This is a genomic window from Tissierella sp. (genome assembly GCF_052089545.1).
Lineage (GTDB): Bacteria > Bacillota > Clostridia > Tissierellales > Tissierellaceae > Tissierella_A.
The window spans coordinates 1-25,004 of sequence record NZ_JBQDAA010000013.1 but is presented as its reverse complement, the minus strand read 5'-3'; the positions used below and the strand labels follow the sequence as shown (position 1 = coordinate 25,004).

At 29.3% G+C, this 25,004-nt stretch carries 33 protein-coding genes, 2 riboswitches and 1 other annotated feature; of the genes, 7 read left to right on the top strand and 26 right to left on the bottom strand.

The genetic code is table 11. The features are described 5' to 3' along the window. Window positions 1-79: 79 nt before the first annotated feature. The 11 genes from epsC to ACTHW2_RS02310 all read right to left on the bottom strand — a co-directional run bounded on the left by epsC (window position 80) and on the right by ACTHW2_RS02310 (window position 5,998). Window positions 80-439 (bottom strand): serine O-acetyltransferase EpsC, encoded by a 360-nt coding sequence (gene epsC / locus ACTHW2_RS02360; protein WP_442262126.1) that lies wholly within the window; start codon window positions 437-439, stop codon window positions 80-82. Further along, on the bottom strand, window positions 436-600 hold the full coding sequence (locus ACTHW2_RS02355) for a hypothetical protein (protein ID WP_442262125.1): 165 nt from the start codon (window positions 598-600) through the stop codon (window positions 436-438). Before ACTHW2_RS02355 ends, epsC begins: the two co-directional genes overlap by 4 nt. A 14-nt stretch (window positions 601-614) precedes the next feature. Further along, window positions 615-1,520, bottom strand: a complete 906-nt coding sequence (gene cysK / locus ACTHW2_RS02350; protein ID WP_442262124.1) for a cysteine synthase A — start codon at window positions 1,518-1,520, stop codon at window positions 615-617. A 65-nt stretch (window positions 1,521-1,585) separates the two neighbouring features. Beyond that, window positions 1,586-1,814: a binding site (T-box leader), on the bottom strand. 62 nt (window positions 1,815-1,876) lie between these two features. After that, a complete protein-coding gene (locus ACTHW2_RS02345; protein WP_442262123.1) occupies window positions 1,877-2,317 on the bottom strand; it encodes a protease complex subunit PrcB family protein in 441 nt (146 codons plus the stop codon). A gap of 133 nt (window positions 2,318-2,450) precedes the next feature. Then, complete coding sequence (locus tag ACTHW2_RS02340) at window positions 2,451-2,804, bottom strand: type II toxin-antitoxin system PemK/MazF family toxin (RefSeq protein WP_442262122.1); 354 nt, start codon at window positions 2,802-2,804, stop codon at window positions 2,451-2,453. After that, window positions 2,801-3,037, bottom strand: coding sequence for a CopG family ribbon-helix-helix protein (locus ACTHW2_RS02335; protein WP_442262121.1), 237 nt, complete (start codon window positions 3,035-3,037; stop codon window positions 2,801-2,803). The genes ACTHW2_RS02340 and ACTHW2_RS02335 overlap by 4 nt, the downstream gene beginning before the upstream one ends. Before the next feature lie 99 nt (window positions 3,038-3,136). Beyond that, window positions 3,137-4,312 (bottom strand): alanine racemase, encoded by a 1,176-nt coding sequence (gene alr / locus ACTHW2_RS02330; protein WP_442262120.1) that lies wholly within the window; start codon window positions 4,310-4,312, stop codon window positions 3,137-3,139. Window positions 4,313-4,378: 66 nt separating this feature from the next. Further along, a complete protein-coding gene (locus ACTHW2_RS02325) occupies window positions 4,379-4,954 on the bottom strand; it encodes a LolA family protein (RefSeq protein WP_442262119.1) in 576 nt (191 codons plus the stop codon). 71 nt (window positions 4,955-5,025) lie between these two features. Next, on the bottom strand, window positions 5,026-5,397 hold the full coding sequence (gene acpS, locus ACTHW2_RS02320; RefSeq protein WP_442262118.1) for a holo-ACP synthase: 372 nt from the start codon (window positions 5,395-5,397) through the stop codon (window positions 5,026-5,028). Window positions 5,398-5,523: 126 nt separating this feature from the next. Then, window positions 5,524-5,781: a spore coat protein gene (locus tag ACTHW2_RS02315; RefSeq protein WP_442262117.1), complete on the bottom strand. Its 258-nt coding sequence runs from the start codon at window positions 5,779-5,781 to the stop codon at window positions 5,524-5,526. Window positions 5,782-5,791: 10 nt separating this feature from the next. Beyond that, window positions 5,792-5,998, bottom strand: coding sequence for a hypothetical protein (locus tag ACTHW2_RS02310; RefSeq protein ID WP_442262116.1), 207 nt, complete (start codon window positions 5,996-5,998; stop codon window positions 5,792-5,794). Window positions 5,999-6,144: 146 nt separating this feature from the next. On the opposite strand from ACTHW2_RS02310, the gene ACTHW2_RS02305 reads away from it, so the two are divergent. Together ACTHW2_RS02305 and ACTHW2_RS02300 are read left to right on the top strand one after the other, a co-directional pair. Then, window positions 6,145-7,581 (top strand): leucyl aminopeptidase, encoded by a 1,437-nt coding sequence (locus ACTHW2_RS02305; protein ID WP_442262115.1) that lies wholly within the window; start codon window positions 6,145-6,147, stop codon window positions 7,579-7,581. A 21-nt stretch (window positions 7,582-7,602) separates the two neighbouring features. Further along, window positions 7,603-7,818, top strand: a complete 216-nt coding sequence (locus ACTHW2_RS02300; protein ID WP_442262127.1) for an FAD-dependent oxidoreductase — start codon at window positions 7,603-7,605, stop codon at window positions 7,816-7,818. 41 nt (window positions 7,819-7,859) lie between these two features. Here the strand turns inward: ACTHW2_RS02300 and ACTHW2_RS02295 are convergent, their stop codons facing one another. After that, on the bottom strand, window positions 7,860-8,165 hold the full coding sequence (locus ACTHW2_RS02295; protein WP_442262114.1) for a hypothetical protein: 306 nt from the start codon (window positions 8,163-8,165) through the stop codon (window positions 7,860-7,862). A gap of 11 nt (window positions 8,166-8,176) precedes the next feature. After that, the gene (locus ACTHW2_RS02290) at window positions 8,177-8,590 is read right to left on the bottom strand and encodes a gamma-glutamylcyclotransferase family protein (protein WP_442262113.1); all 414 of its coding nucleotides are present in this window, start codon (window positions 8,588-8,590) and stop codon (window positions 8,177-8,179) included. Window positions 8,591-8,734: 144 nt separating this feature from the next. Here ACTHW2_RS02290 and ACTHW2_RS02285 point away from each other — a divergent pair, with 144 nt between their 5' ends. Continuing rightward, the gene (locus ACTHW2_RS02285; protein WP_442262112.1) at window positions 8,735-9,109 is read left to right on the top strand and encodes a DUF2188 domain-containing protein; all 375 of its coding nucleotides are present in this window, start codon (window positions 8,735-8,737) and stop codon (window positions 9,107-9,109) included. 41 nt (window positions 9,110-9,150) lie between these two features. Here ACTHW2_RS02285 and ACTHW2_RS02280 read toward each other — a convergent pair whose 3' ends face one another. The 9 genes from ACTHW2_RS02280 to ACTHW2_RS02240 all read right to left on the bottom strand — a co-directional run bounded on the left by ACTHW2_RS02280 (window position 9,151) and on the right by ACTHW2_RS02240 (window position 16,784). Beyond that, window positions 9,151-9,528: a DUF6483 family protein gene (locus ACTHW2_RS02280; RefSeq protein ID WP_442262111.1), complete on the bottom strand. Its 378-nt coding sequence runs from the start codon at window positions 9,526-9,528 to the stop codon at window positions 9,151-9,153. A gap of 11 nt (window positions 9,529-9,539) precedes the next feature. Then, a complete protein-coding gene (locus tag ACTHW2_RS02275) occupies window positions 9,540-10,463 on the bottom strand; it encodes a mechanosensitive ion channel family protein (protein WP_442262110.1) in 924 nt (307 codons plus the stop codon). Between the two features lie 151 nt (window positions 10,464-10,614). Beyond that, window positions 10,615-11,361 (bottom strand): ABC transporter ATP-binding protein, encoded by a 747-nt coding sequence (locus ACTHW2_RS02270; RefSeq protein ID WP_442262109.1) that lies wholly within the window; start codon window positions 11,359-11,361, stop codon window positions 10,615-10,617. Window positions 11,362-11,388: 27 nt separating this feature from the next. Continuing rightward, the gene (locus ACTHW2_RS02265; RefSeq protein ID WP_442262108.1) at window positions 11,389-12,384 is read right to left on the bottom strand and encodes an ABC transporter substrate-binding protein; all 996 of its coding nucleotides are present in this window, start codon (window positions 12,382-12,384) and stop codon (window positions 11,389-11,391) included. Between the two features lie 15 nt (window positions 12,385-12,399). Then, entirely contained in the window at window positions 12,400-13,179 is a 780-nt protein-coding gene (locus tag ACTHW2_RS02260) for an ABC transporter permease (RefSeq protein WP_442262107.1), read from the bottom strand. Next, window positions 13,148-13,444, bottom strand: coding sequence for a thiamine-binding protein (locus tag ACTHW2_RS02255; protein ID WP_442262106.1), 297 nt, complete (start codon window positions 13,442-13,444; stop codon window positions 13,148-13,150). The genes ACTHW2_RS02260 and ACTHW2_RS02255 overlap by 32 nt, the downstream gene beginning before the upstream one ends. An 86-nt stretch (window positions 13,445-13,530) precedes the next feature. Beyond that, window positions 13,531-13,634: riboswitch (TPP riboswitch) on the bottom strand. Window positions 13,635-13,676: 42 nt separating this feature from the next. Beyond that, window positions 13,677-14,804 carry an ABC transporter permease gene (locus ACTHW2_RS02250; RefSeq protein WP_442262105.1) on the bottom strand — a complete coding sequence of 376 codons (1,128 nt, stop codon included), beginning with the start codon at window positions 14,802-14,804 and terminating at the stop codon, window positions 13,677-13,679. Next, complete coding sequence (locus tag ACTHW2_RS02245; protein ID WP_442262104.1) at window positions 14,791-15,846, bottom strand: ABC transporter permease; 1,056 nt, start codon at window positions 15,844-15,846, stop codon at window positions 14,791-14,793. The genes ACTHW2_RS02250 and ACTHW2_RS02245 overlap by 14 nt, the downstream gene beginning before the upstream one ends. Continuing rightward, the gene (locus ACTHW2_RS02240; RefSeq protein ID WP_442262103.1) at window positions 15,846-16,784 is read right to left on the bottom strand and encodes an ABC transporter ATP-binding protein; all 939 of its coding nucleotides are present in this window, start codon (window positions 16,782-16,784) and stop codon (window positions 15,846-15,848) included. The genes ACTHW2_RS02245 and ACTHW2_RS02240 overlap by 1 nt, the downstream gene beginning before the upstream one ends. 507 nt (window positions 16,785-17,291) lie before the next feature. On the opposite strand from ACTHW2_RS02240, the gene ACTHW2_RS02235 reads away from it, so the two are divergent. Both ACTHW2_RS02235 and ACTHW2_RS02230 read left to right on the top strand, forming a co-directional pair. Then, complete coding sequence (locus tag ACTHW2_RS02235) at window positions 17,292-17,999, top strand: sensor histidine kinase (protein ID WP_442262102.1); 708 nt, start codon at window positions 17,292-17,294, stop codon at window positions 17,997-17,999. Window positions 18,000-18,004: 5 nt separating this feature from the next. Further along, window positions 18,005-18,631: a response regulator transcription factor gene (locus ACTHW2_RS02230; protein WP_442262101.1), complete on the top strand. Its 627-nt coding sequence runs from the start codon at window positions 18,005-18,007 to the stop codon at window positions 18,629-18,631. 44 nt (window positions 18,632-18,675) lie between these two features. Here the strand turns inward: ACTHW2_RS02230 and ACTHW2_RS02225 are convergent, their stop codons facing one another. Both ACTHW2_RS02225 and ACTHW2_RS02220 read right to left on the bottom strand, forming a co-directional pair. Further along, window positions 18,676-19,221 (bottom strand): cation:proton antiporter domain-containing protein, encoded by a 546-nt coding sequence (locus ACTHW2_RS02225; protein ID WP_442262100.1) that lies wholly within the window; start codon window positions 19,219-19,221, stop codon window positions 18,676-18,678. 56 nt (window positions 19,222-19,277) lie between these two features. Further along, window positions 19,278-19,337: riboswitch (Fluoride riboswitch) on the bottom strand. A gap of 35 nt (window positions 19,338-19,372) precedes the next feature. Then, on the bottom strand, window positions 19,373-21,082 hold the full coding sequence (locus ACTHW2_RS02220) for a MutS-related protein (RefSeq protein WP_442262099.1): 1,710 nt from the start codon (window positions 21,080-21,082) through the stop codon (window positions 19,373-19,375). A 282-nt stretch (window positions 21,083-21,364) separates the two neighbouring features. On the opposite strand from ACTHW2_RS02220, the gene ACTHW2_RS02215 reads away from it, so the two are divergent. Then, window positions 21,365-22,450: a hypothetical protein gene (locus ACTHW2_RS02215; RefSeq protein WP_442262098.1), complete on the top strand. Its 1,086-nt coding sequence runs from the start codon at window positions 21,365-21,367 to the stop codon at window positions 22,448-22,450. A gap of 14 nt (window positions 22,451-22,464) precedes the next feature. Next, a complete protein-coding gene (locus ACTHW2_RS02210) occupies window positions 22,465-23,685 on the top strand; it encodes an amidohydrolase family protein (RefSeq protein ID WP_442262097.1) in 1,221 nt (406 codons plus the stop codon). A 128-nt stretch (window positions 23,686-23,813) separates the two neighbouring features. Here ACTHW2_RS02210 and ACTHW2_RS02205 read toward each other — a convergent pair whose 3' ends face one another. Both ACTHW2_RS02205 and ACTHW2_RS02200 read right to left on the bottom strand, forming a co-directional pair. Next, entirely contained in the window at window positions 23,814-24,509 is a 696-nt protein-coding gene (locus ACTHW2_RS02205; RefSeq protein WP_442262096.1) for a LiaF transmembrane domain-containing protein, read from the bottom strand. 50 nt (window positions 24,510-24,559) lie between these two features. Beyond that, window positions 24,560-25,004 (bottom strand): hypothetical protein (locus tag ACTHW2_RS02200; RefSeq protein WP_442262095.1); only part of this gene is annotated, 445 nt, incomplete at its 5' end.

Here is a 25,004-nt window from a genome sequence, read left to right as displayed (position 1 = left end):
AAAGCATAAAAAAAGAGGCGTTCCATAACTAATTTAATAGTTATGAAACAGCCCCTTTTTATTTATTCAATCACTCTACTTAAATTACTTTTTCTATGATCCTAGCAGGTATACCAACTGCGGTTGCATAAGGTGGAACAGATTTTAACACTACTGCATTTGCTCCAATCTTTGCGCCTTTACCAATTGTTATAGGGCCAAGTATCTTTGCACCTGCACCTATTATAACATCATCTTCTACTGTAGGATGTCTTTTAGAGTTTCTATCCCCACCAACACCTCCAAGAGTTACTCCATGATACATTAAGACATTATCACCAATTTCTGCGGTCTCACCAATTACAACTCCCATACCATGATCAATAAATAGATTTTCGCCTATACTAGCCCCTGGATTTATTTCTATGCCGGTAACTCTTCTAGCTCTTTGAGCTATCATTTTAGCAAGTATATAGTGCTTTTTTTATAAAGCTTGTTCGTTATTTTATAATATATCATCGCCCTTATACTAGGAGATGAAACTATTGCATCAAATAAATTTTTAGCAGCTGGATCCATCTTCAATACATTATAGCCTTGTTTTTTTATAAAACTTATCATAATATCACTCCCTACTATAGATCTGTTGACAGATATCTTTCACCTGTATCAGGCAATACTGTTAATACTCTATACCCCTTGCCCAATCTCTTTGCCATAATAATAGCCGCCGCTAAATTTGCTCCAGATGATATACCACAAAGTATTCCTTCCTTTTCCCCTAACAATCTAGCGTATTTAATAGCTTCTTCAGATTCAACTTGAATTATTTCATCTACCACTTCTTTATCAAATATAGTCGGTATAAAGTCGGCACCTATTCCTTGAATCTTATGTGGAGATGGACTTTTACCGGATAAAACTTGGGATTCTGCTGGCTCTACTGCAACTATGTGAATATTATCTATAGCTTCTTTTAACCTTTTACCTGTTCCTGAAACTGTTCCCCCAGTCCCAACTCCTGCTATAAATACATCTAGATTTTTCCCTGTATCTTTTATTATTTCATTTGCTGTTGTTTGATAATGAGATTTTACATTGTTTTGATTTGAAAACTGATTTGGCATAAAATACCCATTTTCTTTAGCAAGCTCTTTTGCTTTTTCAACTGAACCAGACATTCCTTTTTTTCCATCAGTTAGGATCAGTTCTGCTCCATATGCCTTTAATATTTTCCTTCTTTCAACACTCATCGTTTCTGGCATAACTAAAATTACTCTATAAGCTTTAGCTGCTCCTATCATTGCTAAACCTATTCCTGTATTGCCACTTGTAGGCTCTATGATAGTATCTCCTTTTTTTAATATTCCTTTATCTTCTGCATCTTTTATCATGTATAATGCAGCCCTATCTTTAACACTTCCAGATGGATTAAAGGACTCCACCTTCACAAATATATCTGCACTGTCTTCTTCTTGTAGATTATTTAACTTTATGATTGGTGTCTTACCTACTGTTTCATAAATATTATTAAAGATCATATTTGTACCTCCTGATTTTATTTAATTTCATAAAACATAAAAATAACCTTCTGCATTCTGTATATTACAGAGGCAAAAGGTTATTTCGCGGTTCCACTCTGCTTAGGAAAATTTTCCTAGCTTATTAAGGTATCTTTACCTTTGTTCTGTAAGGGGAACTCCCTATAAGTCTACTCATCTTCGACCATAAACTCATTGGTGCATTTCTTGCTACACCTGTATAGATTCTTTTCACCCATAGAATCCTCTCTTTAATACAGAGTATAGAATACTTTACCAATTCATAGTATTTTAGTATGTTTTAATTGAAGATATTATATCATAGATTTATATAATTGCAAAATTAATTATTTTATTTAGTCATCATATTCAATATCTAAATGAATTTCTTCAGGCATGTTTTTAAGTTTTGTTTTTACTACAGTATAAGGATAACTATATTCTTGTGGAAGAACTTCATCTATTTTGGGATCTTCAAATTCTGCAAATACCCTAATATCAAATTTATCCTTATCTATGTTTTCTTTAATTATTTTTTCTATCTCTACATTATATCCTTTAGATTTTTTTTCTCCCCTAGCTACAATAATATAGATCTCATCTTCATATTTACAGGTCAAAGCTCTCTCTTCCATTATATAAGTGGGTAGCATTTCTTTTATCTTTTCTGGAATTTCATCATCTAAAACTTGCTTATATCTTATTTCATCATTATTGTTATTGTTTAAAATCTTAGGTAAAAAAAGACTTCCTACAACAACTAAAAGTACCACTCCAAAAATCATATATCTTTTCATATCCATCCCCCATTCTCCATTTTATACTAGAGTATTCTTAGGGATTTAAATTTATGTGTATAAGCATCTTAATTATAAAAACACCATATTATATCAAGATATAATATGGTGTTTTTTCATATGTATGGCTGTTTTATTTGAGAGATACAAGTCCTACGCTTATCCTTAAAGCATCATCTATATATCTCATCATATTATCATCAAATCTTCCTATCTTTTCTCTTAATCTTTTTTTATCTATAGTTCTGATTTGTTCCAATAAAACTACCGAATCTTTAGGAAGTCCATATTCTTGCCCTACTATCTCCACATGTGTAGGTAGTTTTGCTTTATTAATTTGAGATGTGATTGCTGATATTATAATAGTTGGACTATATTTGTTACCTATGTCGTTTTGGATAACAAGTACAGGTCTAACGCCTCCTTGTTCTGAGCCTATTACAGGGCTTAAATCTGCATAAAAAACATCGCCTCTTCTTATTATCACAGTTTTTCACGTCCTACTAGACTTGACTCATAAAAATATAAATCTTCCATATCATATTTTAATCCTATCTCAGCTAAGTCTAAGTTAATATCTCTCATTTCACTATATCCATTTTTAAGGTTTTCATAAATATCACTTCGCCATCTTTGTTCAAAATATAGTTTTAAGTACTTCAAAGCAAAATCATTATGTATACTATATTTTATCGGGATCCTCTGATCAAATTCAATCATAAATTCCCCCCCTTTTTTAATTGTATGTATGATTAATAAAACAATACTCTAAAGTAATTATATCTTTATAGACTATCTTATGTCAACCTGTTAAAACTTCTAGTTTAAAATATAGTCTACTACATGATCTAGTTTATCATTTTTCATATATACTCTAGGAACTCTTCTACTTATCATGCAAATTATTTCATAGTTTGATGTACCTATCCAACTAGCAATCTTTTCTACTGTAGGACAAGATTTATCATCATATCCAAAAAGTTTAACTTCATTTCCTACTCCTAGATTATCTATACTGCTTATATCTAGCATTGTTTGATCCATGCAAACTTTGCCAACTACTTCTGTCTTTTTTTCATTTATAGATCCATAGGCTTTTTCAGCAAGTAGTCTTGAATATCCATCAGCATATCCAATAGGAATAGTAGCTATCCTTACATCCTTTTCAGCTATATACAAATGATTATATCCTACGCCTGTTCCTTTTTTTATAGTTTTTATATTAGATATGCTAGACTTCAAAGTCATAGCAGGTTTTATATGTAGATTTTGTCTTTTTACCTCTGCTGAAGGATAGTATCCATATAATATAATTCCAGGTCTTACCATATCTAAATTATATTCTCCTATATCTATTACTGCTGCTGAATTAGAAACATGTTTTATATCTATATGTAGTCCTTTTTCTTCCAATTTATTGACTACATCCATAAATCTTTTAAATTGTGTTTTAGTAAAATTTTTATCCAATTCATCTGATTTAGCAAAATGAGTAAATATACCTTCTATTTTTATATTAGCTAGCTTTGAAATCTTTAATATATCTTCTATGGAATCTTCATTTGGTAAAAATCCTATTCGACTCATTCCAGTATCTATTTTGATATGGATATTTATTGATTTATTCATAGATACAGCTAGATCTGAAAGTATCCTTGCATCTTCATATCTAAATATGGTCGGTATGATATCATATTTTACCACATCCCTATATTGATTAGATGGAGTATAGTTTAAAAGTAAGATTGGAGCTTTTATATTCTTTTTTCTAAGTTCTATTCCTTCTCTTAATACAGAAACACCTAATCTGTCTGCCCCATTTTCTAAAAATACTTTTGCAGCACTAACAGCTCCATGTCCATATGCATTTGCTTTAACTACAGCCATAATAAGAGTATCCTTCTTTATATAGTTTCTCACTTTTTTTATATTATATGCTAAGTTATCTAAATTTATTTCAACTATTGTTGCACCTGCTCCTTCTAAATATTTCATATGATTTTCTCCTAACTACTAGTATAATTTATAAAAGTCTATTCAATTATATCATTTACCTAGCCCCTATGGAAGGCTTTTAAATTTATTATAAAAAATAGTAGTATGAACCACGCCATCTTTGTCTAAAACCTCTAAACTATATGGGATAAATTTTTTTTTATCTAAAAGTAAAATCTTCTCATGATTATATTTATTAGGATTTTTAAAGATATATTTAAAAACATAGTATTTGTCTCCATCTATAGTTTCTTCTTTTATATATGTAAAATCTCCTATATTATCAATTATATCTTTTAATAAAAAGCCTTTATCTAAATTTTTAATTCTTTCCAATGTAATCGATTGTTCAATAGAGGAATTTTCTATAATTATTTTATCGTCTTGGTACTCTAAAGTAATACCATTATTTTCTTCTGGATACATAACCTCTACCAATGGCCCTTTATCTTTATATGTTTCTTTCATTTTGTATGAAGCTTTATTATCTTCTGTATCTATCCTAATATCTAACAAAGATTCATAATTATCAATTTCGTCCATTGTTTTATTTGCTTTTTTTAATATACGATCTTCATTTTCACCGCATCCCACTAGTAATATAAATATAAATGATATAATAAATATTATATTTTTTTTCAAGTCTTTTACCGCCTTTCATTTAGCAGCTATATATACTATATTTATATTTGTATGTTTTATATTTATACTCTTTATTTTAAAAAACCTATAGCAAAACTAATAGCATATGATTTTTCATGAGATATGGACACTTCTATATGATTTAAACCATTCTTTTTTAAAAAATTATTGACTCTACTTTTTATATTTATATAAGGTCTATTATTCTTATCATGTAAAATTTCTATATCCCTCCATCCTACAACTCCAATCCCAGTTCCTAACATTTTAGAAACAGCTTCCTTACATGCAAATAATCCAGCCACAGTTTTAGGATTGTGTTTTTTGCTTTTTATATATTTTATTTCATTATGTGTAAAGATTTTTTTATAGAAAGGATCCTTTTTTGATTCTAATATTTTTTTTATTCTTTTAACTTCTACTATATCTACTCCGGTTTTCATGTTTTCTCCTTTTAAATAGATTTTAACTTTAACTAATTATACACTAGTTTAAGCTAAAACAAAAAGCCCTTATATGAATTTTGTTATTCATATAAGGGCTTTTAAAAATCTTAATATATATTATTCTTATCCTTGTAAAGAAGATTGTAAATCAGTTTTAATTGTTTGAACATCCGGCTGTGGTGCTTCAGGAGCCGCTTTATAATATCCTTTTTGTTCGGCCATTTGATACATTTGGTATTGCATTTGCTCTGCTTCATTTCTTAATGTTTGCAGTGTAGATCTAAGTTGTGGATTTGAACACTCCGTAATTGCAGTAGTATATGATCCTATGCTTGCCTTAGCACCGGCTAATATATCATTAACAATATCTTTTTCTTTCATATTTACCCTCCTATAGTGAATTTATTAAATTTGTAGCTGTAGTTTTTGCATCCGTACTTGACTGCTTAAATAATTGTTTAAACTGGGGATCTTGAACTTGATTGGAGTAAGCTTCAAATTTATTACTCATAGTTACATGTGCTCCAGCAATTTCTTTAACAGTGTTTAATTCTTGCTGTGTTAAATTGTTTAAATTAATCGTATTTTTAAGTGCCATAATGACTCCTCCTATTTTTTATTTTACAATATTAGTATGACACTAATTCTTTTTTTTAATCATTGAAACATGAATTTCTTTATAAAATATGAATATTAACTTAAATTCTGCTATACTATTATATAAATATAAAAAGAGGTGTTTTAATGAAATTTTATTTAAACAATGAAGTTGATTCAAAAGCTATATTAGTATTTGAAGAAACAGAAACTATTGAAACTGGCAATAAACTTTTAAATTTTCTTAAAGAAAAGGAACTTTTTAAAGGAAAGACTGGAGAAGTTTATGGTGACTTTTCCTTAAATGGAGAAAATGTTTTATTGGTAGGTCTTGGTAAAAAAGATAAATTAACACTTAATAGTATAAGAAAATCACTATTTAAGGCTGGAAAAGAATTGCAAAAGTTTAAAATTAATGATATAGGTATGGAGCTAAGATCCTTAAATGATTTTTCTATTAAAGATGTTACTAGTGCAGTAGTTGAAGGATTGCTTCACTCTGAATATGCTTTTGATAAATACTTAAGCGAAAAGAAAAATACATTTAAAGTAAATAGTATTAATTTTGATGTAGAAGAATCACAAAAAAAAGAATTAGAAAAAGTTATTAAAGAAACAGAATTAGTTATGGATTCTGTGTTTTTGGCTAGAGATTTAGTTAATGAAAGAGCTATAAATATGTACCCTGAAGTTTTATCAAATAGTGCAAAAGAAAACTTAAAAGATCTTGGAGTAGATGTTGAAATCTTTGGAAAAGAAAAAATCGTAGATCTCAAAATGGATGCTTTTTTAGCCGTTTCTAAAGGCTCAGAAAGAGAAGCTCAATTTATAGTGATGAATTATAAAGGAGATCCTCTATCAGATGAAAAACTTGCACTTGTAGGGAAAGGCATAACTTATGACTCTGGTGGTTACTCTATCAAGCCAACATCTGGTATGGATACAATGTATTGTGATATGGGTGGAGCTGGAACTGTTATAGGTGCTATGAAAGCTATAGCTTCTAACAAATTAAAGAAAAATGTAGTTGGAATAGTAGCCGCTTGTGAAAACCTAATTTCTGGTGGAGCTTATAAGCCAGGTGATATTATAGGATCTATGTCTGGCAAAACTATAGAAGTTCTAAATACAGATGCTGAAGGAAGAATAACATTAGCTGATTCACTTTGGTATGCTGCAACCGTTGCAAAGGCTGATAAGATTATAGATCTTGCTACATTGACAGGTGCTTGTGTTGTAGCATTAGGTGATGTAAATACAGGTGCAATTACAAACAATAAAAAGCTTATGGCTGAAGTTGAAACTGCTTCAACTATTGCTGGCGAACCGATTTGGGAATTACCAACAAACCCAGAATATGAAGAGCTTTTAAAAAGTGACTTTGCAGATATAAAAAATGTTGCAGGTCGTGGAGCTGGTACTATTACAGCTGGATTGTTTTTAAGAGAATTTATAGATGAAAAGCCTTGGGTTCACTTAGATATAGCAGCTACAGCATATCTAGATAAAAAAATGGGCTATCTTCCCAAAGGCGCTACAGGTGTTCATGTAAAAACTCTTTATAATATAGCAAAAGAAAGTTAGAGATTAAAAGGACAGGATTTCCTGTCCTTTTATTTAGCCAATATTGCTAAAAAGGTTTATATAATACACCGCTCAGATAAACTAGGTACAATAAATGAATTTATAGTAACTGACAAATCAATGCAAACAAATATCCCTGGAATCTTTGCTGCAGGTGATATAATAAATAAATCTATAAGACAAGGTGTAACATCAGCATCCGATGGTGCAATAGCTGGTGTAAGTGCAAGTTTATAAAATGAAAAACAAAAGATAAGTTTAGTATTTAAATACTAAACTTATCTTTTATTCCTATATCTTCTTGTTTTTTTCTTTCTTGAAAGAGAGATTCCACCAAATCCACTTATAATAGCAATATAAAATCCAAAATCATACCAAAATCCAGTATTTATAACTTCATATATTCCTTTGCTTCTATCAATTATAGAATATATTAAAGATATAGGTGCAATCCATCCATGCCATAAACCTGATAAAAAACCAGCAGGGTTTATCATTGTATATGACTCATCTCCTGGAATACATCCAGTTAAAAATGTCATTACAAATATGATTAAAATAGATAGCTTAATCCTTTTTTCCATAAAGTCCACCCCTAACTATTTACACTTTCCTTAGCAGCTTCCAATTTTTCTAAAGAAAGGCCCCAATCTCTATATCCATCTAGGAGTAATTTATAATAATGTTCAGGTGGACTTTTTAGTTTTTTCTCAGTCATTATATAGGCTAAAGCTTCATAAGTGTTACCTTTTTCATCAAAAACTTCTACCCCTATTCTATTATAAAGATCTGGATATCCTTCTAAAGTATCGAGTACATCCAGTTCCTCTTTTGATATTACATAAATAGCACCTAAAACCTCTTCATTTTTATCTTCTACAATATCTGCTAATTCATTAAATGTTAAATTAAATCCCTTTAACCGTGCTTTTTTTATAGGAACTGCATCGGGACATCTAGAAAGCATATAATCTTTACTTAAATTGCTTGCATAAGCAAAATATAACATATAAACCCCCTCCTCTTCTATGGTACTATTATTAGTAACTTACCCTTATTTTATTAATATGAAACTATTCACTTATCAGTTATATTATTTTTTTACAGGGTAGATATATGTATGTAGGAATTAAGCAAGAATAGGAGGTTTTTAATGCCTTGGTCTAGGGATGATTATCCAAATTCGATGAAAAACTTAGAAGACTCCACTCGAAATAAGGCTATAGAAATAGCAAATGCACTTTTAGAAGATGATTATAATGAATCCAGAGCTATAGCTATAGCTATTTCTCAAGCTAAAGAATGGGCTTCTAAAAGATCAATTATAAAAACAGATGGAAACGATCAGCATGTAGTTCCCCACAATGAAAAATGGGGAATACTACGAGAAGGTAATCAAAGGGTAAGTCATATTTATAAGACTAAAGAAAAAGCTTTAGAAAAAGCAAAGGAACTAGCTAAAAATGAAAATGTTAAAGTAGTTGTCCATAGAAAAGACGGAACAATTCAAGAAAACTTAATCCCTTAAAATAAAAACAAGATTAAAGATACGTATCTTTAATCTTGTTTTTATTTTATTAGAGAAAGTATTGGACTTACTCCATATGCTTTTCCAAGATCTTCTAAGCCACTCTTTAATTCTCCTCTACTAAAATTTGCATCTAAAAGTTCTTCATCACTTAATTTATTTATTCTAGTATAAAATTCTAAACCTATAAGTAAATAATTAAGATTTTCCCTATCTAAGTTTTTAAATAATATATTCTCCCCTTCATTTATTTGCCCTCTATTTAAAAGCTCAAGAATCTTTCTATAAAGAAAATTTGCACCTTCAAAACTTGCTTCCTCTACTATTTCATATTCTACAATTTCTCTTTTAAAAATAAAACGAGCTATTACCTTTGTCATAGATTCAATCTGCCTCATAAGCCAATCTTGATGATACATAATTAAGCCTCCTAAAACCTAGTATTTATTACCCTATTTTTTTCATCTTCAGTATATATAATTTGTGTAGGATAAGAAAATTCTATATCTTTATGTTTCATAAACTCATCTAATATGTCTTCATATATTTTTTCTGCACTACCTCTTCTATTTCTATATGAACACATATATCTTATTGTCAATATAATAGATGTTGAGTCTGGATCAATTTTAGTATATACAGTAGGATTTAGCTGAGCATTATACAAGCTAAATTTTTTGGAAGCTTCTTTTATACTTCCTTCCGCCTTTGAACTTATAACTTCTCCATACTTTTCTGCTATATCAGTCAGTATAGATTTAGCTTTTTTCCAATTGCTTTCAAGTGGTATTGATATAGGTATTTCATTCCAAATATAAGGTATTCCTTTACTATAGTTTAAAAGAGCTTTGTTAAAGATAAAAACATTTGGTATATAAACTATTCTACCTGTACTTTGATCTGCATCTACCCAGTTTTGTATTTCCATAAGTGCAAAAGAAAAAACTTGTACATCTATTACATCTCCGGCTATATCACCTATTTCTATCCTATCCCCAACCCTAAATGGTGATTTCAATATTATATAAATCCATCCTGCTATATTTAAAATTACATCCTTCATTACAATAGCCAAAGCGGCTGAAAAAAGACCAATAAAAGTAGCAAGTGATTGGACTCCTTCAAACCAAACCCTTCCAACCATTATAAATATTATTATAACAATTATATATGAGACTGTTTTTTTGACTTTATAATATACTTGATTATCCTCAACTAAATTATACAGTAGTTTTCTTATAGCAAAATATATCAAAATCATTATAAATATTATAAACATGGTTTTAAAGATTTTTACTTGTAAATCTGGTTGTATAAGTAGTTCTTTTTCTATCCAATCCATAACCCCTATCATATTAATCACCTCCTTAATACTTATACCCGCTTTTAAAGATTGTACTTAATAAATATTTTATTTATATTAGAAAGTTAGGGCAAAATAAAAAAGCTCCTATACCTGATATTTTTTAATATTATGCAGGATAATAAGGAGCTTCTTTCTTTATTTAATTATTATTAAATATATTTAAAATTTGTTTTTTATAAGAGATGAAATCTTCGCTAACTAAAAATTCTTCTCCTCTTGGTTTAGGTGTTTCTATCTCAATTTCATATTTTATTTTGCCGGGTTGTCCTGTCATAATATATATACGATCCGATAGAAGGATTGCTTCATCTATATCGTGAGTAATAAAAAGTGTAGATAGCTTTATCTTTTCCATTATAGTAAGATACCAGCTATGCATTTTGCTTTTTGTTATAGTATCTAGTGCACTAAATGGTTCATCTAATAAAGCTACTTCGTTTGAAAAAAGATATGTTCTTAAAAGAGCAGCTCTTTGTCTCATTCCTCCCGATAATTCATGAGGGTATTTATTTTGACTTCCCTCGATACCAAATTCTTTAAATTTAGCATCTGCCCTAAGTCTAGCGCTTTTCTTTTTTTCACCCTTTATAAGAAGTGGTAGTGCCACATTGTCTACCACTGTTTTGTAAGGCATAAGTAGATCCTTTTGAAGCATGTAACTGATATAACCTGCCTTACCAGTTATATCTTTATCATCTAAAAACACTTTTCCTTCTTCTGGAATTAGAATTCCCGATAAAACATTAAAAAGAGTTGTCTTTCCTACTCCACTTACTCCAAGTAAAGATACAAGTTCTCCCTTATAAATCTCTAATGAAACATCTTTTATTATTTCTTTACCTTCATATAGCTTCCTTATATTTTCTGCTTTAAGCTTTTTTTCCATCTATTTCTCCTATTTCTTTCTATATCCTTAATTAGGAAGATAATCATTCGTAAATCCAAATCCTTCAGGGATTTCTCTTTCGATTAAATCATTTTCAAATAACCAATCATAAAAACCATCCCATCTTTCTTGATCTATATAACCCCAATTTTCTACATCTGCCTTGTACTCATTTGCAAGCCATTTTTGACTTTCTATTACTAATTCTTCATCTAATTCTGGATTGAAATCTATTAAAATATTGGCTGCTTCTTCTGGATTTTCTATAGCATATTCATATCCTTTAGCTACTGCTTGTAAAAATAGTTTTGTTTCTTCACTGTTTTTTTCTATATATTCATCGTTTCCAATTAAAACTGGACTATAATAATCTAATACTGGTAGTATATCTTTAAAAGCAAAGTAATCAGTTTCTAAGCCCTTTACTTCAGTAGCTATACCATCCCAACCATAATAAATCCAAACAGCATCTATATCTGTGTTTAAGGCAGTAACAACATCTGTTACAGTACTTGGAACCATTTTTATATCTTCATAATTTCCACCATCTTTTTCTACAACAGATTTTATAATTTCTTTTTCAACAGGCAAGTCCCAAGTCGCATAAGTTTTTCCACTCATACCTTTAGGGGTATCTATTCCTTCTCCCTTTCGAGATATTATACCTGATGTATTGTGTTGTATTAAAGCTGCAAGGGCTGTGACTGGAAGAGGTTCTTCCCTTGCAAGTGCCGGTGCCATATAGTCTTGAAAGTCTATACCAAACTGAGCTTTACCTGTTGATACAAGAGCTGTAGCTCCATCTTCAGGTGGTTGAACCATTTCTACATTCAAGTTATTTTTTTCGAAATATCCTTTTTCTAAAGCCACATAAAGTCCTGTATGATTAGTATTTGGTGTCCAATCTAGTACTACTTGTATATCTTCCACTTCTACATTTCCTTCTTCATTTTCCTTACTACATCCTGATATAACAAAAACTAAACATAAAATACAAAGTAAAATTATTGATTTTCTTTTCATATCTATCTCCTATTTTTATATTTTTAATTTATCTTGTTCTTTAATCCAAGGCATACTATATTTTTGTAAAATTGATACGCCTTTCATCAAGAGTAAACTAATAACTGATATAAATAATATTACTGCAAACATCTTATCAAAAGCATAAGATTTTTTTACTCTTGTCATATAAACCCCAAGTCCACTAAATCCTCCAAGCCATTCTGATATAACTGCTCCTACTATAGAATATGAAGCAGATATTCTAAGACCTGCAAAAAAATGTGATAGGGAGCTTGGAAGTTTTATATGTTTAAAAATTTGTCCTTTACTAGCATCCATTGATTGCAAAAGTCTTATGGCGTCAGGATCTGAAGAATCAAACCCATCCAAAAGCCCTACAGTAATTGGGAAAAATGTTACAATTATAATAAGCGTTATTTTTGGTAATATGCCATAACCTAACCACAAAACTAACAAAGGAGCTATAGCTACCGTCGGTACAGTTTGTGTTATCACTAAAAGTGGATAGATGGCTTTATATAAAAATTGAAACCTATCCATTAAAACTGCAACAATAAAACCTAATATAACTCCCGACCCCAATCCTAAAAATGCCTCCAAGAGAGTTACCCTTGCATGTGACATAAGCAGTGGAAAATCTGCTATAAAGGCTTTTACAACTTCTACTGGTGACGGAAGCATATAGGATGGTACAATTTCTGCCATAGATAAAACTTGCCACATGACAAGTATCGACACTATAAATACATAGGATGATGCTTTATTTATGGTGTTTCCTAACCTTTTTATCAATTGTTAAAACCCCACCTTCTGGTTTAAAATTAATCTTTACATAAGCGATTATAGATGGGCACCCCGCTTCAATGGCAATATATTGACACTGCTTTACAATTTCCATAAGCTCTTCATAGTCACCTTCAATTACAGTTTCAAACGGTCCTACATATGAAGATAATCCTGTAGATTTTATATAGGCTATAACTTCATCCACTATCCTTACTACTTCCTCATCACTTCCTACATCTGGTAAAACTTGAATAGCTACACTTGCATTCATTATAATTCCTCCTGTATTTTTTAGTTTTAAACATATAAAAATCCCCCCTGGCTACCAGAGAGGATTAAATACAATTGAAGTTTACTGATTCTCAATATATTTGCTTCCTACGCTGGTATTATCCAGATCAGGTTGACGGTTAGAAAACAATTCTTCTCAGCCCATAGTTCGAGCACCCGTTTTATTACGTCTTTATAATACATTATACTTTTAAAATTGTCAAATTAAAAGTTTAACTCTTTTGTTTGATCTTTGAAAAATATAATCCCATCAAAAGGAAGGTTAAGGCGAACAATACCTGCATAAACAATTCATATTTTACATCAAAGAAAGAATTTATATGGGTTTCATTTATTCTTACAAAATAATATGTTGGAAAAAATTTGGCTACTCTTAAAACACCTTCCCCTAAAAATTCTTGTGGAACAAATATACCAGAAATAAATGCTGTTCCAAGGGATGCCACTGTACTCATCCCATTGATTACAAACTTACTCTTAGTTAAATTATTTATTAAGAATGTAAAACAAAGTATAGCAAATGAAAATATAAATACATTTACTACATATTTCAAGAAGTTTACTTGACCTATATGCTTTCCTTTTAATACTATACCTCCTAATATAATAAGGAAAGTTATAACTACTCCTACTATCACTTGTCCAAGGTGTATTTCCATATTTAACCTTAAAAATCTTTTAGATGATATTTTCATTCTATCTTGAATTTTTTTATCATTAAATTCAGTCATTATAAGTCCTATTACCGCAACATATATAGCTATTATTATATAACCTGTAAAATTAAAATATGTTTTAAACCAATCATCTGCATTTTTATTTTTAACCATCTTATCTGAATCCATAAGTTTAACCTCTACTTCTTTATTTAAAGTTTCCTTTACCTTTTCTAAATCAAAAGTGCCATCTACTTCTTTAGAATTTGCAAACACTAAAAATTTATTTACTTCATTTTCAACTTGTAAAGGCGCCATTTTTCTATCATCTTTAAATATTTCAAGAGCTGGTTTCTTTTGGCTTACTAAAACTTCAAAATTCTTTGGTATTATAATTACTGCGTCTAAAGCTTCAAGAAATATCTGTTCTTTTATATTTTCTATATTCTTTTCTAGTCTTATTAAAGTATTGCTTCCATCTAAATAATCTATTAATTCTTTCGAAAGATCTCCCCTACTTTCATCGACTATTCCTATTTCCATATCTTTTTCCATGAAGGCTGGTTTTTCAGTTTCTGTGCTAGCTCCATTTATTATTGAGAGTACAAGAAATATAGCGGTGTATCCTAATATTATCCACTTTTGCCTTAAAGCTGCTTTTAAAAAATATTTATATACTGTCATATTGTCTCCTCCTTATGAAAAGACATGAGCCTAAAATTAATACAACTGAATAAGAAAGTAAAATTAAGATCCCGCTTGAAAGATCTTTTGTATTATTTAAAAGATTTACTTTATATAAACTATTGGTAATTATGGCAATAGGGTTTATCTTTGAAAGTATGGGAAGATGTCTTTCAATCAAAATTTTAATATCAGGAGACATCATGCCTGATAAAAATGATAAAACCAAGGTAGATACTATAGATATCATTACTTTTACTCCTGAACTTAATTTGTTTGACACCCCTATAAAGATACCAAGTGATATACCAAATAAGTTTCCTAAAAGTATAAATATAATACTATATGGTAGGTTTATAAATAAATCTAACTTAAAAACATATTTTAAAAATATAAAAAGTAAAATATTTGATAATATATTTATTATTAGTCCCACTACAACTCCAGATATTATAAAATTTGATTTTTTAATAGGTGTTGTATTTATTCTTGCAGCTATATTAGATAAATTTGGCTGAGATATCAAGGCAGCTTCAATACCTGGAAAAACTCCATATGTTGATACCATAGCTATAAGAGAATAAAATATCACTATTATCCCGTTAGACTTTTGATTCTTATATTTTAAATAATCTACACTGAAATCTAGGTTTTCTATAGATTCATCAAATAATGTCATCTGATGGATTTGATCTAATATACTTTTTATAACAGTTTGATCTAATTCTGACCTATCAACTAGGAGACTTAAATCTTCCCTTACAAAGCCAGCTATTTCTCCATTTTCTAATTTATCTTCCACGTCTTCTTCTGGGACTTCAACTACATTTAATATATCTATTGGCTCTAATATAGAAGCTAATTCATTTTCCTTTTGTATACCTATATTTATAGTTTTTATTTCTTGGCTTGTAATTCCACTAAATACTGTATAAAAGAAAGTAGCCAAGATTATTGGATATATAAGCTCCCAAAAGGTAAAGCTCTTATCTCTAAAAATATTTTTACCTATATATATAGAATTTCTCCATATTTCTTTCACTATTCTCTCAGCTCCTTCCCCGTTAGCTCTAAAAACACATCATTTAAACTAGGAAGTTTACTATATAATTTTGTATATATTAAGTTATTTTCTTTTATAAAATCCAATAGATTAGATAAATTATTTCTTCCATTTTCAAACTTTACGGTATATTCCGTATTAGAATTTTCTATACTAATCACATGGGGTATAAGCTCTAATTTTTTTATAGTCTCCACCTTTATATCTTCAAAATCAACTATTATCTTTTCTTTTGTATTTATCATGTTTTTTAACTCTTCTATTGTTCCAGAAACTAAAGATTTACCCTTGTCCATTATTATTATCCTATCGCAAAGCATTTCTGCTTCTTCTAAATAATGGGTTGTATAAATAATAGTACTCCCCTCTTTATTAAGTTTTTTTATTCCTTCAAGTATAAAGTTTCTACTTTGGGCATCAACTGCAACTGTTGGTTCATCTAAAAATATAAGTTTTGGTTTATGTGCTATACCACATGCTATATTAAGCCTTCTCTTTAATCCTCCACTTAATTTTTTCGGGAAAAACCTTTGATAATCTTTTAACCCTACAAAGTCTATGGCTTCTTTTACATATCTTTCTCTAGTTTTTCTATCATCTATATATAGTCCACAAAAATAATCTATGTTTTCTATTACTTTTAAATTTTCAAATATAGATACTTCTTGAGGAACTATACCTATTTGTCTTTTAATATGGTATGAATCAAACTTCATAGTCTTTCCTAGTATTTCTATATAGCCTTTATCAAAGTTTAATAATGAAAGCATACAATTTATTGCTGTAGTTTTACCTGATCCATTAGGTCCTAAGAGCCCAAGTATTTCCCCTTCTTTAACTTCCATATTAAAGTGGTCCAATGCAATTAATTCCTTATATCTTTTTACTAAATTTTCAACCTTAACTATCATATACATCACCCCTCCTTTTTATCTTACATTAATTATATCAACCCTTGAATTTAAGGGTAGTGTATAGTATCACTATTTTCCTATGACAAATGTCATATTCTTGTATTTTTTAAGAACTATTAGTATAATTAAATCATAATTTAGAAATTTACCTTACTTAAATAGGAGATGCTTATGAGAACCTTTATAGAAAAACTGTTAATAATCACTTTTTGTCTTGTAAATACTTATCTAATAGATAAAACCAATGACCTAGTGCTGTTTTTTCTTGTAAGTATTATAATTTCTTTTTCCTTAGACTTAATTAAATATAAAAGAATGAAAATCCTTATATACATAATTTTTTTAGGACTTTGTTTTTATGACAATTTTTTTATTTATTATCTACCTCTAATCCTTTATAATGGATATTTAGACTTTAGAATATATTCTTTTTTAGGGCTAAGCTTAACTTATATAAATTTTTCTATAGTAAATTTATGTATATCCCTAATTTCAACCTATTTTTCTTTTATGACAGAAAATTTTAATGTTTTTTTCAATGAAAATAAGGTAATAAGAGATGAATTAAAGGAAGATGCTATTTATTTAAAAAAATATACCGAACAGCTTAATGTAGATAAGGAAAAGAATATTCATATAGCAGTTCTTACTGAACGAAATAGAATAGCGAGAGAAATCCACGATTCCATAGGTCACTCTATAAGCAGTAGCATTTTGCAAGTAGAAGCTTTGAAAATTTCTACTTCTAACCATACTAGTCTCCAAGGCTTAGATACTCTTCAAAATACTTTAAGTAGTGGTATGAGTGATATTAGAGATAGTATTCATAATTTATATAATGAGTCTCTTGATTTGAAAAGAAGAATTAAAGATATTTGTGATGAAGTAAATTCCTTAGATATAGATCTTATATATAAGTTAGAAGGTCCACTCACCTATGATTTCAAGTTTGATATATTGTCTATTATAAGAGAATCTATCACAAATTGTCTTAAACATTCAAATGCTACAAAACTACATATAAGTCTTTTAACACAAGCTAAGTTTTATACGATCATAATAAAAGATAATGGCAGTAAATTTAGTCAACTTGAAAGTATATCTAATAAAGGAATAGGCTTATTATCGATGGATGAAATAGCTAGAAAGTATGATGGATTTTTAAACTATGGATTTGATAAAGGTTTTAAAATCTACATAACTTTAATGAAAGGATGATCCTCATGAAAATAATAATAGTAGACGATGACTATCTAGTAGTAAATTCTTTAAAGACTATTGTACAATCAAATAAAATAGAAGTTTTAGCTGTAGGATATGATGGATTTGAAGCTATTAGCTTGTTTAAAAAACACAGACCTGACCTAATACTTATGGATATAAGGATGGAAGGTTTAAATGGAATAGAGGCTACTAAAAAGATTCTTAAAATAGACTCTAAAGCTAAAATATTACTTATAACTACATTTCAAGATGATGAATACATATCTTCAGCCCTTAATCTAGGTTGTAAGGGCTATATACTAAAGCAAAATATAAAAGGTATTATACCTGCTATAAATGCAGTTCATTCTGGTAATCTAGTTTTTGATTCAAAAATAGTATCCACCATTCAACAAAACCCTAGTGAAAATAAGAATATAGATATAGATCTATCTCAAAGAGAGTTTGATATTTTACTTTTAATAGCAGATGGACTAAACAATAAAGAAATAGCAAATAAACTTTTCTTAAGTGAAGGAACTGTTAGAAACTACATATCAACTATGTTAAATAAACTTTGTCTTAGAGATAGGACTCAACTTGCCATACATTTTTATAAGAATAAATTTGGAATAGATAGTAAATAGCTCCTATAAGAAAACTTTCTTATAGGAGCTATTTACCTTAAAACTTACTTTTCTAATAATCTTTCTCCACTATAAAGGCTTAAAAACACACCAAATATAGTTATAGCAAATACATCATCTATAGATGCGCCTGCCACTATTAAAGTTGGAACACCTTTTTCTTTTCCAAGACCCTTATTTATCATCTTTAACATAGATGGAACTACTACAGCTGGGGAAACTGCTGCTATTATAAAACCAAGTATTCCGCCTTGTATAAAGGTGAATCCTAATAATTTAATTGATATAAAAGCTATAGTAAAGCCTTCTATTACGCCTGGTATAAAACTCATCTTAAAAGCACTAATGCCATTTTTCTTTAAATCCTCTCTTCTTATTCCAAGTCCAGCCCTTAAAAGTATAACTATTAAAGCTATCTTTCTTAAGTCCCCCGAAGCACTTAACATATCTTCTCCCAATAAATCCATTCCATATGGCCCCATCAAAATTCCAAGTATAAGTAATCCCAATAGTCCTGGAAGCTTAATTTTTTCAAATAATTTATTAAATATAAGCCCTAATATTATAATAATTCCCAAACTAAATGCCATTTTTATACATCTCCTTCTCAAATAAAAAACTCCTACAAAAATACAGATATATCTGCATTCTTGTAGGAGTCATTAGCTTTATGCGGTTAAGGGCGAACTCCATCGCCAGCTATTCTTAATAATTTAAGTATACTCTTTTTAAAAATCAAAGTCAATAAAAAGAGCCCTTTTCTTCATATTCCTCTACTCTTTTATCTGCCTTTTCATAGATCATCTTTGGATATCCAAGATATCTTAAAATAGCAATTGCATTTCTACTAGTAGCCGGACCATGTCTTAAAAGATAATCAAATGTGATATCATTTTCTTCAATAGATTCTTTAAAATGATAATTGTGGAAGCTTTTATTTACCATAGTTGTTAGCTCTATATCACGAGTTGCAGCTACTACTAAAGTATTTCTATCTATCATATAGTCTAAAACTTCCCTAGCTGCACTTATTCTTTCAGCCGTATTTGTACCTCTAAATATTTCATCCAAAATACAAAGAACTGGCAACTTATCATCTAAACTATCTACTATTCGCTTGAGAGATTTAGCTTCTGACATAAAGTAACTGTCACCTTCTTCTATACTATCTGTTGTTCCTATTGAAGTTAATAGTCGATAATAATTAGCACAATATTTCTTAGCAAGTGCAATATAAAATGTCTGTGCAAATAAGGTGTTTATTCCTATAGTTCTTAAATAAGTTGATTTTCCAGAAGCATTTGATCCAGTAACTAAGGCTCCAATATTGTCTAATTTAAAAGAATATGGTACAGGTTTTTCTAAAAGTGGATGGTATAGTTCTTCTACTTCTATAAAAAACCCTTTATCATCTATTAATTCAGGCTCCGTAAAAAAGTCTAATCCATCTTTATAAGAAGCTATTGCTATATATGAATCCAACTTACCTATTCTTATATATATCTTCAATATATCTTCCTTTTGTTTGTCCATTTGCTTTACTGTTTTATAAAAAGTAATAGTTTCCCTAAGTATTAGCATATTTATATAGTCATACAAAATTTGAAAAAGTTGTGGCATGTTTTCCTCACTAATAATAAGTGATGAAATGTTTTTATAAATCTTTTTTGTACTTTTAATTAATCCTTTTAATTCTTCCTTTTCAATATCTAGCCCATCGGTATCTACCTTGACTATATCTTTAGCCGTTTTTATTAAAGCTCCTGTATATTTAAATATTGCAATTTCTCTATAAACCTTATTTTTATTTCTCTGATATATAATAGCATTTATAATTATAGATGTGAAAAGTGTTATCAAAGCTAATTGACTATTTATAAGAAAAAAAGTCGCTCCTATAATTGGGAGTACTGACATTATTCTATATAAGCTTAAGTATTTTGTATCTATATTCATTCCATTTTCAAAATACTTGAAAATCTCTTTACAGTCTTTTTTACCTAGAAGAGAAAGGGGGTATTGGATCTCATTTACTATCTCTTTTTCATATAGAAGTGAATTTATAACACTATTTCTTTCTTTCAATTCTTTTTCATCAAATAATGGCTTTCTAAGTAGATCGTAGAAGCACTGTACCCCAGGTAAAGACTTAGTGTGATCTACTTTTGAAAAAACTAAATCCATGTTTAAGTCTCTCCACGTTATATCATCTATAACAAAATCTATATTTTCTTTGTTTTTTAAAAAGTCATATATCTTTCTGATAGAAGAAAAGTCTCTTTTTTCATTATGTTCCTTTCCCCATTTTTCTCTAAGTTTTTCTTTTGAAATTCTTACTAGTTCCTTTTTCTCCCATATATCTATATATACTAAAGCTACTAGTCCAATTAAAGATATAAGAAAGTATATGTATTCGTATTGAATTCCTAGAAGTATTCCTGCTATAGACAATATTGCAAAAAAAGGTTTTATAATATAATCTAATAGTTTTTTCCTATTAAAAATAATAGATCAGTCCTTTCTAAAGACAGAATTTAAAGATCTATCTTTATTAATAATCAAATTCCTTATCTCATATGGTTCCTACAATTATATATTAAAAATTACTCCTATGCAATTATCCTATAGTCCAAATACAATAACATTTATCTATAATACTTTCAGTAGACTCTCACTTAAAGCCTAAAAATACATATGATAATTGTATATAGAATTCTTGAGAGGAGTGACGTTATGAAAGATAAAAAATTGATACTATCTGAAGAAAGGAATCGTTGGAATAAGGATGAAAAAATAGGAATCTCTTTAGTTATAATATCCTTACTGGTCCTACTTTTTAAACCTAGTGCACTATCAAACCTTTTCGAGACAATAATTGATCAAGTCTCCCCTATTGTTATAGATATATTTTTAACTAGTGAGGTTGGTATAGCTATAATAGTAAGTGTTATAGTAGGTAAAGTTCTTGAAAGGTTAGGTTTTACTGATGGTTTAATCAGAATGTTTTTACCTATTATGAAAGTTTTAAAGATCAATCCTTCTGTAGTTATACCTAGTATTTATAATATACTAGGAGATATTAACGCTGCAGGGAAAATTGCTGCTCCAGTCCTAGTAAAGGCAAAGGCTACTAAATCTGAACAAAAAATAGCAATATCTACTATGATTCAATCACCTCAATCATTTGTTACATTTGTGATTGGGCTTATTGCTTTAAACAAGTTTGGGATCAAGCCCTTACCTATAATTATTTTAGCTATATTTGTTCCACTAATAGTGGTTCCTTTTATATTATCTAAAACATGTTATAGGGATACAAAGGAAGTTTATATAGAGGAACTTCCTAGATTTACTCCACAAACATCTTATTTGCAAACTATATTTGATTCTGCTAGAGAAGGTGCCGAACTTTTATTCTTAGTTATAATACCAGCTGTAGCAGCAGTGTTTACAATTATAGGAGTATTAGAGTTTGCAGGCATATGGCAATATATCGAAACAGGTCTTGCATCATTTTTACAATTTCTAAGTATTGAACCATCTACTGGAATAATGTCAATACTAGCAAGTCCTACACTAGCAGTAGCTCAACTTACTGAAATAACTACAAAAATAAATCCTAAACTTATTGTTGGTTCATTTGTTGTAGCTTGTTCCGGTTTTCCCTTATCAGTAATTATAGGTCAAGTACCTGTAACATGGGCAAGGGTCTCAGACTTAAATGAAAGGGAAATAATCATTTCAAGTATGTTAGGATCTATAATTAGAATTATAACAGCTTTTTTAATAGCTTATTTTATTACACCGTTCGTGATTTAGGAGGATGATATCTAATGAATAAATATATAGTTAAATCAGAAAAAATTGTTACTGTGAGTTCAAAAGGTAGCCTTCTAAACGGAGCTATGGTAATAGAAGATGAAAAAATTAAAGATATAGATTTTTGGGATAATATAAAAAATAAATACGACAAATATGAAGTATTTGATTTTGGAAACAATATTATTACACCTTCCTTAATAGATTGTCATACACATTTATTAGAGTTTGCAACTAGCCTACTTTATCCAAATGCAACTAAACACTCACATTTAATGGCGGGAAAAGCAGTTCTTTTCCATGCTTTATCTTGTGGTATTACAGCTTTAGGTGAACAGATTTGTGGTCATCCTAGGTGTAATTTAACTATTTCTGATTATAAAAAATCTATAAATAATCTTCCTATGGATATAGTATTTGCAGCTACCAGTATATCCATAGGCCTTCCAGATTTAGCCCATTTTACATCTGTGACAGGTTCCACACCTGTAAATAGAGATGATTTGTTAAATGAAAATATATTAAATAAAATAATAAAAAATAATGAATACCCTGGTGAAAATATCTTTTTAAATGCAACACCTGCAAACTTTAAAGGAGAAGACGTTCCAAGGTCTGGTGAAATAATTTACAGTTTAGAAGAATTAAAGCAAATAGTAGATTTATATCATAGTAAAGGTAAGAAAATTGGCGCACATATAGCTGGAAAAAAAGCTATAGATATGGCCCTAGAATCAGATTTAGATATAATTCATCATGCACATGGTATAAATAGAGATCAAATAAAAAGAGTAAAAGACCAAGGTAAAATGATAGTTGCCACCCCTCTTGGTGGAACTCATCTTAGGCCTAATTCGCCAGAAGAGATTGCATTAATTGTAAGTGAAGATATACCTCTTGCCATATCAACTGACAGTTATTTACCAGCTTTCCCAGGGGTATATTGGTTACCTTTCAATGATACTAAGGAACGCGGCCCTGAAAGTCTAATGTTAATTTCAAATCCTAGTATGAAACTTTTATCCTGTGCTGGTTTAGATGAAAATGATATTCTTAAGTTGATAACCTTAAATGCTGCTAAAGTTCTTGGAAAAGATCATCTATATGGAAGTCTTGAAAAAGGAAAATATGCAAATTTTATAGTCTCAACTAGGGTTCCTGGTCTAGAAATAACAGATCCTTCAGAAATAAAATCTGTTTATTTTAAAGGAAATAAAGTTATAGATAAGAAATAAATAGTAGCATGGGATTTTCGTCAATGAATTTAACCTTATAATCTGGATAATGAAAAATAGACCTCTTCTAAAAGGACGAAGTCCTTTTAGAAGAGGTCTATTTAATGTATTAGTTTATCGTACTTATCTTATTTTACCTCAATACCACCCATTATCAAAGTATAATTAATCTTTAGCACAGGAGAGTTTGAATCTATCTTAACTCTTTTTTTACTGCTAAATCCTCCAAGTATAGGAGTCCCACTATGCTCTACTTTCCAAGTTTCAGGTATATGTATCTCTGCACCACCCATAACTGTATTTATATTTATTGTAGCTTTATTATTGTGTAGTTTTGCGTCCCTTAGGTCTAGTTCCACACCACCCATTATTGCCGTTATTTTACCACCTTTAAATTCTTGAGATCCAATATTTATTTCCATTCCAGACAATATTACAAATTCATCTATCCTATCTTCTAAACTTACTCTTGCACTCATCCCATCTGAACTATCACGAAAATCTTCATTGTTAGATACTTTATTCTTAGAAAATATAATATTGACCCCAATAATTATTAGAATAATAGGCCAAAACAGTTTAAATAGATTGATATCTATTAATCCCAAGTTTCTAACTTGAAAAAGAATACCTAGTATAAGTAAAATTGCATTTCCTATCTTTGAAGAACCTTTTTTCAATAAACCCACTACACCTATAACTATTAATATAATTGGCCAATAGCTACTAATTATATTGTTAAAAGATATAATATCAAATTGTTCCAATAAAAATCCAATCCCTAATAAAACAAGTATAATACCAAAAATTGATCTATCCTTCATACTTCCCATCTCCTTTTATAAAACTTCTTCAGTAAATATCATTCCTATATTTATAATCCTTCTTTCCAAGTCTGACCATATTTTTTATAGAGGCTTTTTCTTAAATCCATATGATCCTTATAATTTTGATGGGCTTTTTTCTTATATCTATTTAATTCTTTTCTAATTTTTTCTATTTCTAAAGTATCCTCGTTACTTATTACCTTTTCACTTTCCCTATACAAAGACCTAATCATTGAGTCTTTTAATACCTCTTTACAAGCCCCAAGTTCTTGCTTTTTAGCTCTTTTTACAGATGACAACAAGTTTCCATCAAAAGCAAACACCCCTATATGACTATCTATATCTTCTTTAACTTCTTCATACAATTCTATAGGCATAACATAGTAATTATAATCTCCTAGGAAAGAAAGCTTATTATTACTATAAAAATCAGCTTTTGAAACTTTTATTTCATAACATTTAAATATTCCCCTGGTGCTATATGTAAGATAA

Coding starts and splice junctions, on each gene's coding strand:
- epsC (WP_442262126.1), bottom strand. CDS start 439: ATGATAGCTCAAAGAGCTAGAAGAGTTACCGGCATAGAAATAAATCCA.
- ACTHW2_RS02355 (WP_442262125.1), bottom strand. CDS start 600: ATGATAAGTTTTATAAAAAAACAAGGCTATAATGTATTGAAGATGGAT.
- cysK (WP_442262124.1), bottom strand. CDS start 1,520: ATGATCTTTAATAATATTTATGAAACAGTAGGTAAGACACCAATCATA.
- ACTHW2_RS02345 (WP_442262123.1), bottom strand. CDS start 2,317: ATGAAAAGATATATGATTTTTGGAGTGGTACTTTTAGTTGTTGTAGGA.
- ACTHW2_RS02335 (WP_442262121.1), bottom strand. CDS start 3,037: ATGATTGAATTTGATCAGAGGATCCCGATAAAATATAGTATACATAAT.
- alr (WP_442262120.1), bottom strand. CDS start 4,312: ATGAAATATTTAGAAGGAGCAGGTGCAACAATAGTTGAAATAAATTTA.
- acpS (WP_442262118.1), bottom strand. CDS start 5,397: ATGAAAACCGGAGTAGATATAGTAGAAGTTAAAAGAATAAAAAAAATA.
- ACTHW2_RS02315 (WP_442262117.1), bottom strand. CDS start 5,781: ATGAAAGAAAAAGATATTGTTAATGATATATTAGCCGGTGCTAAGGCA.
- ACTHW2_RS02310 (WP_442262116.1), bottom strand. CDS start 5,998: ATGGCACTTAAAAATACGATTAATTTAAACAATTTAACACAGCAAGAA.
- ACTHW2_RS02305 (WP_442262115.1), top strand. CDS start 6,145: ATGAAATTTTATTTAAACAATGAAGTTGATTCAAAAGCTATATTAGTA.
- ACTHW2_RS02295 (WP_442262114.1), bottom strand. CDS start 8,165: ATGGAAAAAAGGATTAAGCTATCTATTTTAATCATATTTGTAATGACA.
- ACTHW2_RS02290 (WP_442262113.1), bottom strand. CDS start 8,590: ATGTTATATTTTGCTTATGCAAGCAATTTAAGTAAAGATTATATGCTT.
- ACTHW2_RS02285 (WP_442262112.1), top strand. CDS start 8,735: ATGCCTTGGTCTAGGGATGATTATCCAAATTCGATGAAAAACTTAGAA.
- ACTHW2_RS02280 (WP_442262111.1), bottom strand. CDS start 9,528: ATGTATCATCAAGATTGGCTTATGAGGCAGATTGAATCTATGACAAAG.
- ACTHW2_RS02275 (WP_442262110.1), bottom strand. CDS start 10,463: ATGATAGGGGTTATGGATTGGATAGAAAAAGAACTACTTATACAACCA.
- ACTHW2_RS02270 (WP_442262109.1), bottom strand. CDS start 11,361: ATGGAAAAAAAGCTTAAAGCAGAAAATATAAGGAAGCTATATGAAGGT.
- ACTHW2_RS02265 (WP_442262108.1), bottom strand. CDS start 12,384: ATGAAAAGAAAATCAATAATTTTACTTTGTATTTTATGTTTAGTTTTT.
- ACTHW2_RS02255 (WP_442262106.1), bottom strand. CDS start 13,444: ATGAATGCAAGTGTAGCTATTCAAGTTTTACCAGATGTAGGAAGTGAT.
- ACTHW2_RS02250 (WP_442262105.1), bottom strand. CDS start 14,804: ATGACAGTATATAAATATTTTTTAAAAGCAGCTTTAAGGCAAAAGTGG.
- ACTHW2_RS02240 (WP_442262103.1), bottom strand. CDS start 16,784: ATGTATATGATAGTTAAGGTTGAAAATTTAGTAAAAAGATATAAGGAA.
- ACTHW2_RS02235 (WP_442262102.1), top strand. CDS start 17,292: ATGACAGAAAATTTTAATGTTTTTTTCAATGAAAATAAGGTAATAAGA.
- ACTHW2_RS02230 (WP_442262101.1), top strand. CDS start 18,005: ATGAAAATAATAATAGTAGACGATGACTATCTAGTAGTAAATTCTTTA.
- ACTHW2_RS02225 (WP_442262100.1), bottom strand. CDS start 19,221: ATGGCATTTAGTTTGGGAATTATTATAATATTAGGGCTTATATTTAAT.
- ACTHW2_RS02215 (WP_442262098.1), top strand. CDS start 21,365: ATGAAAGATAAAAAATTGATACTATCTGAAGAAAGGAATCGTTGGAAT.
- ACTHW2_RS02210 (WP_442262097.1), top strand. CDS start 22,465: ATGAATAAATATATAGTTAAATCAGAAAAAATTGTTACTGTGAGTTCA.
- ACTHW2_RS02205 (WP_442262096.1), bottom strand. CDS start 24,509: ATGAAGGATAGATCAATTTTTGGTATTATACTTGTTTTATTAGGGATT.